Source organism: Actinoplanes couchii, assembly GCF_016862075.1.
Lineage (GTDB): Bacteria > Actinomycetota > Actinomycetes > Mycobacteriales > Micromonosporaceae > Actinoplanes > Actinoplanes couchii.
Map to the genome: position 1 here is coordinate 1 of NZ_BOMG01000075.1, position 14,337 is coordinate 14,337.

At 67.7% G+C, this 14,337-nt stretch carries 14 protein-coding genes and 1 pseudogene; 4 read left to right on the forward strand and 11 right to left on the reverse strand.

Features of this window, described 5'->3' with window-relative positions; all coding sequences use genetic code 11:
* On the forward strand, window positions 1-260 hold a 260-nt coding region (locus Aco03nite_RS30125; protein ID WP_203800764.1), incomplete at its 5' end, for a sensor histidine kinase.
* A gap of 58 nt (window positions 261-318) precedes the next feature.
* Here Aco03nite_RS30125 and Aco03nite_RS30130 read toward each other — a convergent pair.
* Both Aco03nite_RS30130 and Aco03nite_RS30135 read right to left on the reverse strand, forming a co-directional pair.
* Entirely contained in the window at window positions 319-1,545 is a 1,227-nt protein-coding gene (locus tag Aco03nite_RS30130; protein WP_203800766.1) for an IPT/TIG domain-containing protein, read from the reverse strand.
* 104 nt (window positions 1,546-1,649) lie between these two features.
* Entirely contained in the window at window positions 1,650-2,006 is a 357-nt protein-coding gene (locus tag Aco03nite_RS30135; protein ID WP_203800768.1) for a DoxX family protein, read from the reverse strand.
* Between the two features lie 117 nt (window positions 2,007-2,123).
* Here Aco03nite_RS30135 and Aco03nite_RS30140 point away from each other — a divergent pair, with 117 nt between their 5' ends.
* Window positions 2,124-2,498 (forward strand): winged helix-turn-helix transcriptional regulator, encoded by a 375-nt coding sequence (locus Aco03nite_RS30140; RefSeq protein ID WP_275415919.1) that lies wholly within the window; start codon window positions 2,124-2,126, stop codon window positions 2,496-2,498.
* 32 nt (window positions 2,499-2,530) lie between these two features.
* Here Aco03nite_RS30140 and Aco03nite_RS30145 read toward each other — a convergent pair whose 3' ends face one another.
* From Aco03nite_RS30145 to Aco03nite_RS30175, 8 genes and pseudogenes are all read right to left on the reverse strand, one after another.
* A complete protein-coding gene (locus Aco03nite_RS30145; RefSeq protein ID WP_203800771.1) occupies window positions 2,531-3,241 on the reverse strand; it encodes an aspartate/glutamate racemase family protein in 711 nt (236 codons plus the stop codon).
* A complete protein-coding gene (locus Aco03nite_RS30150; protein WP_203800773.1) occupies window positions 3,241-3,615 on the reverse strand; it encodes a PH domain-containing protein in 375 nt (124 codons plus the stop codon). The genes Aco03nite_RS30145 and Aco03nite_RS30150 overlap by 1 nt, the downstream gene beginning before the upstream one ends.
* Before the next feature lie 15 nt (window positions 3,616-3,630).
* A complete protein-coding gene (locus Aco03nite_RS53265; RefSeq protein WP_239145550.1) occupies window positions 3,631-4,062 on the reverse strand; it encodes a hypothetical protein in 432 nt (143 codons plus the stop codon).
* A gap of 42 nt (window positions 4,063-4,104) precedes the next feature.
* A pseudogene (locus Aco03nite_RS54790) lies at window positions 4,105-4,668 on the reverse strand (tRNA(His) guanylyltransferase Thg1 family protein); the annotation flags it as partial.
* A 794-nt stretch (window positions 4,669-5,462) separates the two neighbouring features.
* On the reverse strand, window positions 5,463-5,906 hold the full coding sequence (locus Aco03nite_RS30160; protein WP_203800777.1) for a VOC family protein: 444 nt from the start codon (window positions 5,904-5,906) through the stop codon (window positions 5,463-5,465).
* 352 nt (window positions 5,907-6,258) lie between these two features.
* Window positions 6,259-7,833 carry a PEP/pyruvate-binding domain-containing protein gene (locus Aco03nite_RS30165; RefSeq protein ID WP_203800779.1) on the reverse strand — a complete coding sequence of 525 codons (1,575 nt, stop codon included), beginning with the start codon at window positions 7,831-7,833 and terminating at the stop codon, window positions 6,259-6,261.
* Window positions 7,834-8,092: 259 nt separating this feature from the next.
* A complete protein-coding gene (locus tag Aco03nite_RS30170) occupies window positions 8,093-8,692 on the reverse strand; it encodes a transcriptional regulator (protein WP_203800781.1) in 600 nt (199 codons plus the stop codon).
* On the reverse strand, window positions 8,689-9,729 hold the full coding sequence (locus tag Aco03nite_RS30175; RefSeq protein WP_203800783.1) for a TetR/AcrR family transcriptional regulator: 1,041 nt from the start codon (window positions 9,727-9,729) through the stop codon (window positions 8,689-8,691). Before Aco03nite_RS30175 ends, Aco03nite_RS30170 begins: the two co-directional genes overlap by 4 nt.
* A 232-nt stretch (window positions 9,730-9,961) precedes the next feature.
* Between Aco03nite_RS30175 and Aco03nite_RS30180 the strand changes: the two genes are divergently transcribed.
* Window positions 9,962-11,575, forward strand: coding sequence for an ATP-binding cassette domain-containing protein (locus Aco03nite_RS30180; RefSeq protein WP_239145551.1), 1,614 nt, complete (start codon window positions 9,962-9,964; stop codon window positions 11,573-11,575).
* A 233-nt stretch (window positions 11,576-11,808) separates the two neighbouring features.
* Here the strand turns inward: Aco03nite_RS30180 and Aco03nite_RS30185 are convergent, their stop codons facing one another.
* Entirely contained in the window at window positions 11,809-13,332 is a 1,524-nt protein-coding gene (locus Aco03nite_RS30185; RefSeq protein ID WP_203800786.1) for a PQQ-binding-like beta-propeller repeat protein, read from the reverse strand.
* Window positions 13,333-13,850: 518 nt separating this feature from the next.
* Here Aco03nite_RS30185 and Aco03nite_RS30190 point away from each other — a divergent pair.
* On the forward strand, window positions 13,851-14,237 hold the full coding sequence (locus Aco03nite_RS30190; protein ID WP_203800789.1) for a PLD nuclease N-terminal domain-containing protein: 387 nt from the start codon (window positions 13,851-13,853) through the stop codon (window positions 14,235-14,237).
* Window positions 14,238-14,337: the final 100 nt, after the last annotated feature.

The window sequence follows — 14,337 nt, forward strand, 5'->3', positions numbered from 1 at the left end:
CCACCGCGATCACCGTGGAACTCCGGGACGACACGGCGACCATCGCGGTGCACGACGCGGGGCCGGGCATCCCGGAGGAGCTGCGCCCGCAGCTGTTCGACAGGTACACCCGCAACCCGGACACCAGCATGACGATCAAGGGGACCGGGCTGGGGCTCTACATCGTGCGCGGGCTGGCCGAGGCCAATCACGGCAGCGCCGGGTTCCGCCCCGGCATCTCCGGTGGCAGCACCTTCACGCTCACGCTGCCGACCGCATGAAAAGGGGCCGCCCCTCCGGGCGGCCCCTTCCTGACGCTCTCCTAGTACTGATGCTCTCCTAGTACGGGGCGATGGTGAAGGTCGACCCGCTGCTGATGATGGTCGGCTGAGCGTCCGAGCCGGCGGTGATCGAACCGTTCTGGACGATCACCACCGAGTAGGCCCCGTCCGGAACCTGCACACTCGGCTGGGCCGCACCCGTCGACTTGTTCAGCGAGCCGGTCGCCAGGTCCAGCGTGCAGATCAGCTCGGTGTCGGCCACGACCACCACGTTCGAGCACTCGGCCATACCCCGGTTACCGGCCGGCGCGTAGGTCCCCTGCACCAGGAACACGTGCGCGTTGGCGCTGGTCGGGCTGTTGTTGGCGTCGAAGGTGAGGTCGTTGAACCCGCCACCGGTGATGTCGAGCATGGTGGTGCTGCCACCGGCCGCCAGGTTCGGCGTGACGGTGATGCCGTTGCTGTAGTCGAACAGGAACGGCGCCTCGAAGGTGGCCGGGTTGTTGTCCGGGTCGGAACTGACCACCTTGCCGCCGGGAGCGGTCACCGTCATGGTCAGGCCGGCGCCGGCCCCGCGCGGCCCGGTGACACCGGTGAAGCTGGCGCCGTTCGCCGCCACCTTGATGTTGGTCAGCGGCGCCCCGCCGATCGAGGCGGTGATCGGGATGTTCGGGCTGGTGAACGGGGCGAAACCGTTACCGGTCACGGTGACCGTGGTGCCGCCGCTGGCCTGGCTGGCGGTCGGGGAGATGCTGGTGATGGTCGGCTTCTGGATCAGGGTGTAGGTGGTCGTCGCGAGCAGGTTGCCCGAGGCCGTGTCGTTGTCGTAGACACAGACCGACCACTTCACCGAGGACTGCCCGGCGTCCAGCACCAGGCCTTTGTCGTTGATCACGCTGGCGTTGCCGTCGTCGTCGAGTTCCGGGTACGACTTGGTCGGCACCTTGAACGCGATCTTGGTGGTGGAGATGCGGGTCACGTCGGCCGGCGGGACACTCTGGGTGCCGGAGGTCAGTGCACCGCCCGCTCCGACGGTGATCTGCGAGACCACCTTCGACTGGTTGGAACACGTGCCGGATTGGAACTGCACGAACGGCTTGCTGGGGAACGTCCCCGCCGCCGTGGCGGGGACCGTGCCGATGAGCGTGTTACCACCGCCGCTCACTCCGAACGGGCTGTTCAACGTCAGGGTCTGCGGTGCGGCGCTGGCCGGGCCGGCGAGACCGGTCACGGCCAGGACGGTGGTTGCGGCACACGCCAGGCAGGTACGGGCAGCGCTTTTCATGTTCGCGAGCGTAACCAGACCATGACCTTGGGTTACCGTTTTTAACGGAACCAGTGCGGCCGCCGCCATGGGTCTTCGTTTTACGGAACCAGTGCGGCTGTGTTTTATGGAACCAGTGCGGCTGTCACCATGCCCGCCACCAGCAGGCCGACGTTCAGGCCGATCAGCCGCGCCTCCCCACGCGACACGTGCACCACGATGCCGCCCACCTGGATCAGCGTCAGCCCGATCGCGGCCGCCGTCGCCAGCCCCACCGCGATCCCGGTCAGCGGCGGCAGAATCAGGCCGATCCCGCCGGCCACCTCCAGCACGCCGATCACGCGGACCAGCGGCATCGGCGTCCGATCGACCCAGCCCATCATCGGCAGCAGCTGATCCTTACTCTGCGTGGCCTTCTTGCCGCCCGCGTAGACGTAGAAGAGCGCGAGCAGGGCAGCGAGCACCCAGTAGGCGATGTTCATGCTAAATACTCCCTGAACAGGATGGTTACCGGTGGTGCGTGGCCCCATCATGCGGCACTATCGGGGGGCGTACAAAAGGCACACGGATGTGCCTCAGGCACAGGGAGTTGTCACCGCGTGGAATACGAACACACCTGCATGATCCGTGGCGACGGCGGAAAGACACTGCGCGCGATCCTCGACCAGATCTGCAACAAATGGACGCTGCTGATCGTCGCCACCCTCGAACAGGGCACGCTGCGATTCAGCGACCTGCACCACCGGATCCCCGGCATCTCGCAACGGATGCTGACCCTGACACTGCGCAATCTGGAACGCGACGGACTGGTCAGCCGCACCATCTACGCCGAAGTCCCGCCGCGCGTCGAATACGCGCTCACCCCGATCGGCGAGAGCCTGATCCCACCGGCCCTCGCGCTGGCGAGCTGGGCCATCGATCACGTCCCACAGATCGAGGAGAACAGAACCAGATTTTTGTACGATCGACGCTGAGCCCCGTCTCGACCACGCGAGGTCCGCGCGGCTCAGCGCCGATTCGCGGCCGCCGGGCCGAATGCGGTGGTCACCGCCGATTCACAATGCAGACGGGTGGTCGGAAACAGCGGGACCGCACTGTCGTCCGGGCCGACCAGCAGCTCGATCTCGGTGCACCCGAGAATGACACCCTCGGCGCCGTCGTCGATCAGCCGCTGAATGATCCGGCGATAGGCCTCCCGCGACTCCGGGCGCACCACCCCGAGACACAACTCCTGATAGATGACGTCGTTGACGATCCGCTGATCCTCGTCGCCCGGGACGAGAACCGTCAGACCGTGCTGAGCCATCCGTCCCCGATAGAACTCCTCGGCCATCGTGAACCGCGTCCCGAGCAACCCGACGGTCCGGATCCCGGCCCCCTTGACGGCATCCGCGGTGGCGTCCCCGAGATGCAGCAGCGGAATGCCGATCGCGTCCTGGATCGGCTCGGCCACCTTGTGCATCGTGTTCGTGCACAGGACCACAAAATCCGCGCCGGCCGCCTCCAGACTCCGCGCCGCCGCGGCCAGAACCGCGCCCGCCTCGTCCCAGCGGCCCTCGGCCTGCAGCACCTCGATCTCCGCGAAGTCGACCGAATGCAGCACCAGCCGCGCCGAATGCAGGCCGCCCAGCCGCTCCCGCACCAGCTCGTTGAGAATGCGGTAGTACTCGGCGGTCGACTGCCAGCTCATGCCGCCGAGCAGCCCGATCATCCGCATCACAGCACGTAGGTGCCGATGAGCTGGGCCAGCTGCCGGACATCCGCGTTGGCCTTGAACTCCAGCCGCACCTTGCCCAGCCCGCTGAACCACAGCTCCAGCTCGGAATCCCGGTCGAAGTTGCCGGCCGTCTCCACCGAGAACGCCTGCACCTTGCTGAACGGCAGCGACGTGAAGTCCACCTTCTTACCGGTCATCCCCTGCACGTTCACCGCGATCAGCCGCTTGTTGGTGAACGCCACGAAGTCCCGGGTCGTCTTGAACGCGCTGACAAGCTGCTCCCCATTGATGAGAAGCGGCGCCACCTGCGAGTAGACGGTCCCCGGATCAACCGGGCTGAGCTTGAAAACCGAGGGACTGGAAAAATCGATCACACCCCGATCGTAGTTTCACCCCGCCACCCCGAGAACCCGGACAAGAAGTTCCCGCCCCGCGTCCCGCCCGGGAAGCCCCCACTCCACATGCAGCCCACCACGCCACGAACCGCCCACCCACCCCTCACCCAGGCCCCGCACCCCGCCACCCGCCCGCCCCTCACGCAGGTCCCGCGCCGCACCGTCCACCTCGCTGCCGGCGCCGTCCCGCCCTGCCCCGTCCGCCCGGTCCTCACCCAAGTCCCGCGTCGCGCTGCCCGCCCGGTCCCCACTCAAGTCCCGCGCCTTACCGCCCACCCCGTTGTCGATGCCGTCCCGCCCTGCCCCGTCCGCCCGGTTCTCACCCAGGTCCCGCGTCGCGCTGCCCGCCCGATCCTCACCCAAGTCCCGCGTCGCGCTGCCCGCCCGGCTCTCGCCCAAGTCCCGCGGCGTGCCGTCCTCCCGCACCGCGCTTGCGTTCCCTGTCTCCCCGGCGTCGCGCGTGTTGCGGGCGTCTCGTCTCGCACCGGATTCCCGCCAGATCCCCACCCCACGCCGCTGCCAGACCGGCAATTCATTGAAGTTGATCCCACGCCGAAACAACAACTCATTCTTGTCCGAGGTGCTGGCCCCAGCCAAAGCCGAGGTGGCATCCGCCCCGGAAAGCCCTTCCCGACGCAATGTCCAATAACACCACCCATGCAGAGCAGACCGCCCGGCATCACCCTGCCGCCAGTCGAAGTAGTCAAGAACATCCTCAACCGAGGTCCCCATCCAAACCCGAGAGTCAAAGTGCCCCATAGCCCCGGACCCAAGCGAAAACAGGGAGCTGGCCATCCCGGACGATACCGAAACAAGCTTCTCCACCCGCCGCCCGAACATCCGAAACCCAGGAGAAAACACTAAAGAGATTTCATCACTGACGGTGTAGGCATACCGAGCCCAAAATTCGTCAAGAAGACCCCCAGAAACATCAACCATGAGATCAACAAACCGCCGATCAAACGGCTTAGAAAAATGAGAATAGGTAACCCGGGAAAACCCCCGCCCATCCAGCCGCAAAACAACCCACATCCCAACCGGAACAGAAATCCCCCCAAACCATTCCCGCTCCCGCTGCCCCCGCCCAAGCTCTCCCGCAGCCCTCTCCTCTCCCCACCCAGCCTCACACCCCCAACAACAGCCGCTCCCAGTCGGCCCACCACCCCCGCTTCGCACCACGCCGCTCCCGCGGCCTGCTCCGGCTCCCGCGCCTGCTCCGGCTCCCGCGCCTGCTCCGGCTCCCGCGCTGGCTCCCGCTCCCGCGCGGCTCCCGGTTCCGGTTCCGCGCCGCTCCCGGTTCGACGCTGAGCCTTCACATCAGCGCCCGCACCGAGCCCATACCTGTGCAGAGGGCTGGCGGCGAGCCCCGCACCCGCACCTGCTGCCGCGCCCCTTGCCGAGGTTCACATAGACGCCGGGTCAGCGACGAGGTTCCATGTCTGCACTACGGCGGAGCTGAGGCCCGCATCATGCCTGGCCTCGTGCCAGCGCTGCACCCCAGCCCAGGTCGACAACCACGCTTGCGATCCACCATGTTTGCGGTTCACCATGCTTGCGGTCCACCGCGCTGGCGTCCACGCCGGGCAGGGACGCCGCCTGTTCCCCGCGCATGCGTCCCGGTCGTTTTAGGGCATCGGACGGGCTGCGGCTCGCGCCTAAGGTCCGCGTGGTTGCGCCCGCGCCGATGCTGCGGTCCGTGCGGCTTTGGCCGCGCTCGAAGCCCCGCGCCCAGGCCTTGAGCCCCGTGCCGGTGTTCAGGCCCGTGCCGGTGTTCAGGCCCCATGTCCGTGTTCAGGCTTGTTGCGGCGCGTCGGGTCCGCGCCCGGTCAACCGCACCTCGCTCGGCATTCCACAGTTTCGTTCTGCCCTTCCTCAAGAGATGTAAAGGCAAAGGGGTGACCGGCCGGATCGAGAAGGACCCGGACATTCTCTTGGGGCTGATGTTCGGGGACTTCCGCACCCAACTCAACGGCCCGAGCCACACCCGCAGCCAGGTCGGGGACCTCGAAGTCCAGATGAACCATCATCTGCTGCTGCCCTGGTATGGCCGGCCAAGCCGGTCGCACGTAGTCCGGATTGTGCTGAACCGTCAAATAGGCCACCCCTTCCCCCGCGTCAAGGACAACGTTTCCCGGTTCCTCGCGCCAGACAGTCCACCCGCGAAGCTCGGCATAAAACCGAGCCAGAACCCCGGGATCAGGCGCATCCAGCACCCCACCCCACCAGTCCGACCGTGCCCAGCGCCCACCCGAAGACTTTTCCTCCGACATGGATCAACGCTATCGATCTCTACTACCCGCCCGCAGCCCGATTCCGGCCTCGACCTCGACCTCGGCCCCGACCTCGACCTCGACCTCGACCTCGACCTCGGCCCCGACCTCGACCTCGGCCCCGACCTCGACCTCGGTCCTCGGTCCTCGGTCCCGGCACCGGTCCCGGCCCCGAGCCCGACACCGCGTCTGGGCCTGAACCTGCGCCCCAGTTCGAGCTCGCCGCCCAGATCTGTGACCGGCTCCACCGCACTTCGTAGCTGAGCTGTACCGCGCCTCATGGATAGCGGAGTGGCCGCGACCCGCTGGTCGGCGGGGTGTTATTCGGGTAGTGGTGTCGTGGGTGGGCCGGTCAGGTGGTTCCCTTGTCGATCGCCTCCTCTGCCCAGGTGAGTAAACGGGCCAGGTGGGGATCGGTGTCGCCGGTGGTGATTTCCGGGCTTCCGAGTACCACCTCGCCTCCTAACCCGTCGATCGTTATCACGGTGCCCTCGGTGAGGACTCTGCCTGAGGTGCGGACGCATCCGGCGGTGGTATCGACCTCGATCGCTGCGGCTGAGACCACCGATGGTTTGCCCATGGAACGCGCGACCACCGCCGCGTGGCTGGTCGGGCCGCCTACCGTGGTGACGATGCCAGCCGCGGCGGCCAGGCCGTGCATGTCCAGTGGGGAGGTGTGTGGCCGGGCCAGGATCACCGGTCCGTGCGCGGCCATCCGGGCGGCCTGATCGGCGGTGACCGCGATTCGCCCGGTGGCCACCCCCGGACTCGCACCCACACCCCGGGCGACGACATCGACGGTGCCGTCCAAGCGGATCCGTGGAGTATGCGCCGCTTTCAGTTGCCGTGGTGTCACCCGGTTCAGGGCGGTGCGGCGATCGATCAGCCCCTCGTCGGCCATCTCGACGGCCGCTCGCACCGCCGCCCGCCCGGACAGCCCGCCCGGCCGGACCTGAAGTAGCCACAACCGCCCGGACTCGTAGGTGAACTCGACATGGCACACATCCCGGAAGTGACGCTCCAGCAGTTCCAGAGCACCCACGAGTTCGGCCCAGACGAGGGATTCCCGCCCGGCCAGATCAATCAACGGGCGAGTCGGAAAGCGCCCGGACACCACGTCTTCCCCCTGGTGGCCGAAGAGGACATCGCCGTAGACAACCCTCTCGCCGGTGCTCGGATCACGGCTGAAAGCGACCCCGCTCCCACTGTGTCTGTCACGATCACCGAAGACCATGGCCTGCACGATCACCGCGGTTCCCAGGTCATGCGAGATGTCGTGCAACTCGCGGTAGGTGACAGCGCGAGCCGTGTTCCAGGAAGAGAAGACCGCCTCCACCGCAGACCGAACCGCGCTGTCTCCCTTGCCGGCCGCCGCATTCGTGCCAGCAGCATCCGCGAGATCGGAGGTCTCGAGGTCGGGGGTCTCGGAGTCGGAGGTCTCGGCAAAGCTGACAGCATCCGTGATGTCAGCTTTGTCGGAACCCCGGGTCGCGACCTTGGGGCTCGCTCTCTCGAATGAGGGTGCCGCGTGTGGTGGTGGGGCGAGGTCGGTGAGGGCGGTACTGACCACGTTCAAGAGGGTGTTCATCATGCCGGGCATCGAGACTGCCGCGCCGGAACGCACCGATACCAAGAGCGGGCCATCAACGGTCGGCGGCTGACCGGCCCCACGGTATGGCTGACCGGTCTCATGACGGTCCGGCGCAGATGCGGCCAGATCCGACAAGGCCTCGGACAGTTCAGAACTCAGGTCTTCTGGAAAACGGCCATCGTGTAGAAAGGTGCGGCATGCCTCGGTGGAGATCACGAAACCCGACGGGACCGGAAAACCCAGGTTCAGCAGCGTGAACAAGCCGTGGGCTTTGGCGCCGACCAGATCGGGATCAGGTGGCGGTGTGGTCGGCGTGAGTGGATGGATGAACCTCATCGCGGCGGCCCTAGATGTCTGCCCTGCCGGAAGCCCCGCAGGCGATGTTGTCTGCCATGACGGATGCCTTGAAGATGACCGCTTCTGTCGTGGTGGATGCGCCGGAGATGGCCCTGCCTTTCCTGGCGGATGACTCGGGGGTGGACTCGTCTCTTGTGACGGCCTCGCCGCGGGTGGTCTTGCCCGCTGTGGCTCTGGCTTTTGGGGTGCTCCTGGTCTGTGCCGGGCGGGATGGGGGTGCGCGGCCGGCTGGTGGTCGTCATCGCGGGATGCCCAGTGTGACCAGGAGGTCCTCGTGGAGTTGGAACCACACTGCGTGATACGACGTGGTGGTGTCGGCCAGATGCTCCATCGCGCCCGCCTCGGCGCGGGCCAAGGCCGCTGCCAGGCGTGGACGGTAGCGACTGAAGCGTGGCAGCGCCTCGGTCAGGGAGTGGCAGACCGGGGCTGCTCGGCGATCCAGGTCGGTGAAACGGGTCAGGACCCGGCCGTCATACGCAGCGTCCTTGTGGTCGTTGACCTCGGGCACGCCGCCGACCGGGCGCATGTGCCAGGCCGAGCACAGGTCCAGCAACTCGGGATTGAGCCCGAGGAAGGTCTCGTAAGCGTCGGCCACCTCGGGCAGTGAACCCGAAGCCGCCAACTCTTCGGCGACCAGGCGGGCATCCGCGGCCTTGCCCGCCTCGGTCAGGCCCCAGCCGCCGAACGGGCTGGGAATCTTCGTCACCAGGCCGGCCACCGCCAGGTCGATCAAATGGGACTCGGTCTCGGGTATGGACAAACCGGTGGCCTCGGCGACCCGCTCCAAATCGGTGAAGCCCATGCAGCGCAGGGTGTGGAGCACCAGTAGATCCGTCATGATCGCACCGCTTCGGTCGGAGGGTGGGCGTTGGCGACGGCGTGACCGGCGCCCCGGCCGTGGGCCCGGGCGACGACCCGGCCGGCTCGGATGCGGACGGCTGCCTCGGTGTTGTCGGAGATCTCGGCGCCGATCGCGGCGGCGAGAGCGGGCCCGTCGTCGAGGTCGACGTGCACGGGGGGAGCGGCAGCGGCCGGGAATGTCTGGCGAAGGCAGGCCGCCAGGCCACTGAGGCGTAGTTGGACCAGGGCGCCGGTCTCGGCGGGATTGTCGGTCACCACCGCGATCGTCACGCGCTCCCCGTCGGTGGCGGCGCGGACCGCCTCCTCGGCGGCACCGAGCCGGGCCGCGCCCAGCACGACGACCAGGCCGTCCTCCGGCTCGGGCCAGGGGTCGTCGCAGAGCTCGGCCCCCCGTACAAAATCGAGGTGTGGGGGAGCCCAGGCATCGTCCAGGTCGAGGCCGGCCAGGTGACCGCAAGCCTTCGTCACGTCGAATGGGTCACCGAAGCCGGGCGCAGCCTCGGCGAGGTGATCGGCACCGTGCAGGAGTGTGAGGATCAGCTCCGCGAGGCGGACGCGGCGGGTCGCCACCGGTGGGCAGGACTCCAGGGAGAGGGCCAGCAGTAGCGCCTCCAGCCGGGTCAGCTCGCCCAGGACGGCACGGCCCGGGTCGTCGTCGAACACGCCGGTCACCGATCGCGATCGCAGCCGGGCGACGGCGACGTTGTCGGTGGTGAGCGGTAGTCGCTCGATCCAGGACCGCGCGAACGCCTCGGCGGCACCTGTCACGTTGGTGATCAGCGACTCGGCGGACCGGTGCTGGGTGTGTGGCCAGGAATCCAGCAGCACCGCCAGGTAGAGCGAGCGCTTGCTCGGAAAATTCGAATAGACGGCCCCGCGGGTCAGATCGACTCGGGAGGCGATCCGGTCGATCTTGGCGTCGGCATAGCCGTGCTCGGCGAACTCCTCGACGGCCGCGCCGAGCACGGTGGCTCTGGTGCGTGCCTGCTGTTGTGCGCGTGTCAACCGGACCATGCCGCGAACGATACACCCGACATCTGGATGATGAGAACATCTGAAAATGGGTTGGCTCGGGAGTGCGGGGACCGCTAACGTTGCCGCCATGTACGAGGGATTCGCTTTCATGAGGATCCGCAGCAGCCGCTGACGGCGGCGCGACCTGCGGATTTGCCCCGCCGTCTCGGTGTCCTGCCGGGCGGCCCCACATGGCTACCCGGCTCATCTCGAGCTGCGGAGCTTTTCGATCATGTCTCTCGCGCACCTGCGTGCCGATAACGTCACTGTCCGACTGGGAGCGCGTCAGATCCTTGACCGCGTTTCCGTCACCGTCTCACCCGGCACACGGCTCGCCGTCGTAGGCGAGAACGGCCGGGGTAAGACCACACTGCTGCACGTCCTGGCCGGCCTGCTGATTCCCGACGAGGGATCGGTGCACCGGTCCGGAACCATCGGCTTGGCTGCCCAGGCACTGCAAGCCGCCCCCGGTGACACCGTGGGCACCCTGACGAATGCCGCCCTGGCCGACTCGCGAACGGCATTGGCGGAGCTGGACGAAGCGACTGCCGCACTGTCGGCGACCTATGAAGCCGGCGGGCCCGTAGCGGCAGCCGGCGGCACACGAGACGACGCCTCGGGAGGTGGAGTTGAGGAACGGTATGCGGCCGCGCTCGAAGTGGCGACGCAGCTCGACGCCTGGGATGCCGAGCGCCGGGTGGACGTCGCGCTGGAGGCGCTGAACGCGTGCACCGATCGGGGCCGGGAACTGCGGAGCCTGTCGGTGGGGCAGCGGTACCGGGTTCGGCTGGCGTGCCTGCTCGGGGCACACCACGACATCCTGCTGCTCGACGAGCCCACGAACCACCTGGACGCGGACGGTCTGGACTTCCTGACCGCCCGGGTGCGGGCCCATCCGGGCGGGCTGGCCGTGGTCAGTCACGACCGGCAACTGTTGCGGGACATCGGCAGGCAGTTCCTCGACCTGGACCCGAGTGCGGACGGGCGGGCGCACGTCTACACCGGCGGGTACGGCGAATGGCAGGAAGGACGGCGACGGGATCGGGCGTCATGGGAACAGGACTATGCCGAGCAGCAGGCTGAGCACGTCCGGCTGACGGCGGCCGTGGACCGGGCACGGAACCGGCTCACCACCGGCTGGCGACCGGACAAGGGCGTCAACAAGCACAAACGCCAGTCCCACACACCCGGTGTGGTGCAGGCGCTGAACCGGGAACGGGAGGCTCTGGAGGCGCATCGGATCACGGTTCCGGTTCCGCCGCCGGCGTTGCGCTGGCCGGATCTGGGCACGCGCAAGGGGGTTCCACTGCTGAGAGCTGAGGGGGTACGGGTTTCGGGACGACTGGACGAGGCGGTGACTCTGGTTCTGTCCGGTGGGGATCGGCTGCTCGTCACCGGTGGCAACGGTGCCGGCAAGTCCACCCTGCTGGCGTTGCTCGCGGGGCGGTTGGCACCGGGTTCCGGCGCGGTTCACCGCGCGGTGGACGTGCGGGTGGAGCTGATCGCCCAAGAGGTGCCCGAGCGGCCGGGCGACACCACTGCGCACCGGCTGCTGAAAGGCGCCGGCACGCTGGGGCTGCTCGACGCGGAGGCGTTGCGGACTCCGGTGCGGTTGCTGTCGCAAGGGCAGCAACGACGGCTGGATCTTGCTTTACGGCTTAGCGGTAAGCCGGACTTGCTGATCTTCGATGAGCCGACCAATCACCTGTCGTCGGCTCTGGTGGACGAGTTGACCGAGGCGTTGTTCAGTACCCCGGCCGCGGTCGTGATCGCCACTCACGACCGTCGGTTGCTCAGCGATCTGTCCACCTGGCCACGCCTGCACCTCGGCCGGCCACTGGGCTGAGGCGGTCCGCAGGCGCGGTTGGTGAGGGGCCGTGGATGGTCCGCGGACTGAAACGGCCCCGAGGCGGCTGCAGGCGAGAGCTGTGGTTGGTTGCCGGGTCGAGGCGGCCCTGGGGCGGCTGTTGGTCACTGGGCTGAGGCGGCCCGGTGGCGGTTGTTGGTGGGAGTTGTGGTTGTCACTGGGCTTAGGCGGGCTGGAGGTGTCAGGGGTGTGGGTGGTCGGGGGGCGGGCGGTCAGCGGACTGAGCAGTCCAGGATTCGGCCATCGGTGGTTCCCAGGAGGAGACGGCCCGGGGACGGGGTGGTCAGGGCTGTGCTGACCACCGGAACTCCGGACAGTGTCACGTAGTGGTGCCACTCGGGGGTGCCGGATCGGAGGTTCAGGGCTACCACCTCGCCGTCGTTGTAGGCGATGTAGATGGTCTTCTCGTTGGCGTCCAGCGCCGTCGCGGGGTGGTCGGATCGGAAGACCCAGTTCGGGGTGCCGGTTTGGAGGTTTCGGCTCACCACGAAAGCGCCGCCTGGCTGTAGACCCAGACCGTTGTAGACGGTTCCGGCGTGGATCAGGCTGCCGTCTGCTGCTTCTACTCCGGGGCCGGCGAAATGGGTCTCGTTCGGTTCCCAGGAGAACGGGAACAGGCGGTGGAACTCCGAGGGCGATGGGAGGCGGGGAACGGACGGTCCGGGGAATTCTGCGGCTGCCAGCCAGTATTTTTTCGAACGGTGGGGGCGTTTGGCCGCTCGGGTGTAGATCCGGGAGCCGCGGCGGATGCGTAGATCGGCGCGGCTGCCGGCTGTCACGATGGGGGCGGTTGCCGGCTGGCCGTCGGCGCTGGGTACGAGGGTTACCAGGCTGCCGGGGTCGATGCGGTCCAGTTCTGCGCCGTCGTCCAGGGCCAGGCGGAGCAGGATTCGTGGGCTCTGTTCCCAGCCGGGGTGGACCACGCCTGCCCAGACGCCTTCGGTGGTGACCACCAGGTCTCGGCCTCCTTCGGCGTCGGGTACGGACCACAGCAGGTCTCCGGACCGTGACCACGCTTCGGCTATCACGCCGTCGAGGGCGGCCAGGATCCGGCCGTCGGGGAGCATTTCGACGGCGCGGACCTCACGTCGTGGTTTCGCGGCTGTGGTCAGGTAGCCGGGGAATGCGGAGGGCAGGGCTTTCAGGCGAGCCGCGAGGACCTGAGGGCTGTACGGATCGCGAGGTGCGGGGACTCGGGGGCCGGCCAGTTCGGTCAGTTTCAGCCGGTGGGGCTCGACCTTGCGCCAATCCTTGCGGATGACGGTGCTCACGTAGCCCTCGGATCTTGCGGCGGGGTCCTTCCCATCGTCGGAAGGGGCTCTGAGGATGCGTAGTTCATGGCTGTTCAGCCACTCCAGGTCGAGTATCTGGCGGCCGGTGTGGTCGTCGATCAGGGAGTGGGTGGTGCCGGTCTTCCAGTTCAGCAGTAGTAGTTCGCCCTCGAAGAAGTAGCCGCCGTCGTATCTGCCGGTTCCGATCGTCAGCAGTGGATGTTCGGGGTGGAACGCCATCGTGTGGACCGGGAAGCGTGATCTCACCACGGCTCGGCAGCGGAGATCGGTGGCGTTGTAGACGGCTACCGGGGCGAATCCGGACTGGTGGGCGCCGGCCACCGCCAGCATCTCGCGGCGGTCCGGGCCGGGGCGGTTGCGGATGGCGAGGGTGGGGCGTCCGATTTCGGTCAGCGGACGGTCGCCGAGGATCCGGTCGACACGCAGCGCGGCGGCGGGAGGCATCACATGATCATCCCGGACCGGCCGGTGGTGGGAAACGGGCGACAGCGCGGAGCCGGGACGTGGGCGGTGCGGGAGTCCGGGGCCGGGGTTTAAAGGCGGCTGTGGGAAGCCGTGGCGGAGATCGAGTCGGGAACCAAAAAAGGAGGCGGCAAAGAGGGGAGGCGGCAAAGAGAGAGAACCAAGACGGAGGACCAAGCGGTGGTCTGCGGCGGAGGGCCATGCGGAGGGTTAAGGCGAAAGGAAAGGCGATGGTCCGAGGCGTAGAACCTCAGGTCGGGAGCCGGGAGCCGGGAGCCGGGAGCCGGGAGCCGGGAGCCGGGAGCCCGGGAGCTGGGAGCTGGGAGCTGGGAGCTGGGAGCGGGGCGCTAGGAGCGGGGAACGGGGCGCCGGGAATCGGGAACGGCGAACGGAGCGCCAGGAGCGGGGAACGGGGCGCTGGGGGCGGAGAGCGGGGAGCGGGGAGCAGGATTGGGGGGAACGGGGTCACGGGATTGGGGATCGTTTGGCATCATCGGCGCGTGATTCGTCTCTACTCGTTGTTTGTGCTGGTCGACCTTGTGTTGATCGTGTGTGCGCTGATCTCCTGTCTTTCTGCTGAGGAACACGAGATCCGGGCGCTTCCACGGGTCGTCTGGGTGTTTCTGATCCTTTTGTTCTCTCCCATCGGTGGGATCGCCTGGTTTGTTGCCGGGCGGCCCGCTCGTCCGATAACGCTCAGCAACGGGACCGTCTGGCGGCCGGGTAGTGGGTTTCCCGAGAAGCAGCGGCCGCGGGCACCGGACGACGACCCGGAGTTCCTGAACGGGATCAACAAGAAGGACGACGAGGACCTGATGAAGAAGTGGGAGGCGGATCTTCGCCGCCGCGAGGAGGAGATGCGCCGCAAGGAAACCGGCGAGAGCTGAGAAAGCCCGCTGAGCGCCAGGACGCCGGCGGAAGCGAAAGCGGGCGAGGCCGGCGGCAGCCAAAGCGGGAGGGCCGGCGGAAGCGAAAGTAGGCGAGGCT

Excerpts from the sequence above, each read along its gene's own strand:
- Aco03nite_RS30135 (WP_203800768.1), bottom strand. The coding sequence starts at position 2,006 with ATGAACATCGCCTACTGGGTGCTCGCTGCCCTGCTCGCGCTCTTCTAC.
- Aco03nite_RS30180 (WP_239145551.1), top strand. The coding sequence starts at position 9,962 with ATGTCTCTCGCGCACCTGCGTGCCGATAACGTCACTGTCCGACTGGGA.
- Aco03nite_RS30165 (WP_203800779.1), bottom strand. The coding sequence starts at position 7,833 with ATGAGGTTCATCCATCCACTCACGCCGACCACACCGCCACCTGATCCC.
- Aco03nite_RS30160 (WP_203800777.1), bottom strand. The coding sequence starts at position 5,906 with ATGTCGGAGGAAAAGTCTTCGGGTGGGCGCTGGGCACGGTCGGACTGG.
- Aco03nite_RS30145 (WP_203800771.1), bottom strand. The coding sequence starts at position 3,241 with ATGCGGATGATCGGGCTGCTCGGCGGCATGAGCTGGCAGTCGACCGCC.
- Aco03nite_RS30170 (WP_203800781.1), bottom strand. The coding sequence starts at position 8,692 with ATGACGGATCTACTGGTGCTCCACACCCTGCGCTGCATGGGCTTCACC.
- Aco03nite_RS30130 (WP_203800766.1), bottom strand. The coding sequence starts at position 1,545 with ATGAAAAGCGCTGCCCGTACCTGCCTGGCGTGTGCCGCAACCACCGTC.
- Aco03nite_RS30185 (WP_203800786.1), bottom strand. The coding sequence starts at position 13,332 with ATGCCTCCCGCCGCCGCGCTGCGTGTCGACCGGATCCTCGGCGACCGT.
- Aco03nite_RS30175 (WP_203800783.1), bottom strand. The coding sequence starts at position 9,729 with ATGGTCCGGTTGACACGCGCACAACAGCAGGCACGCACCAGAGCCACC.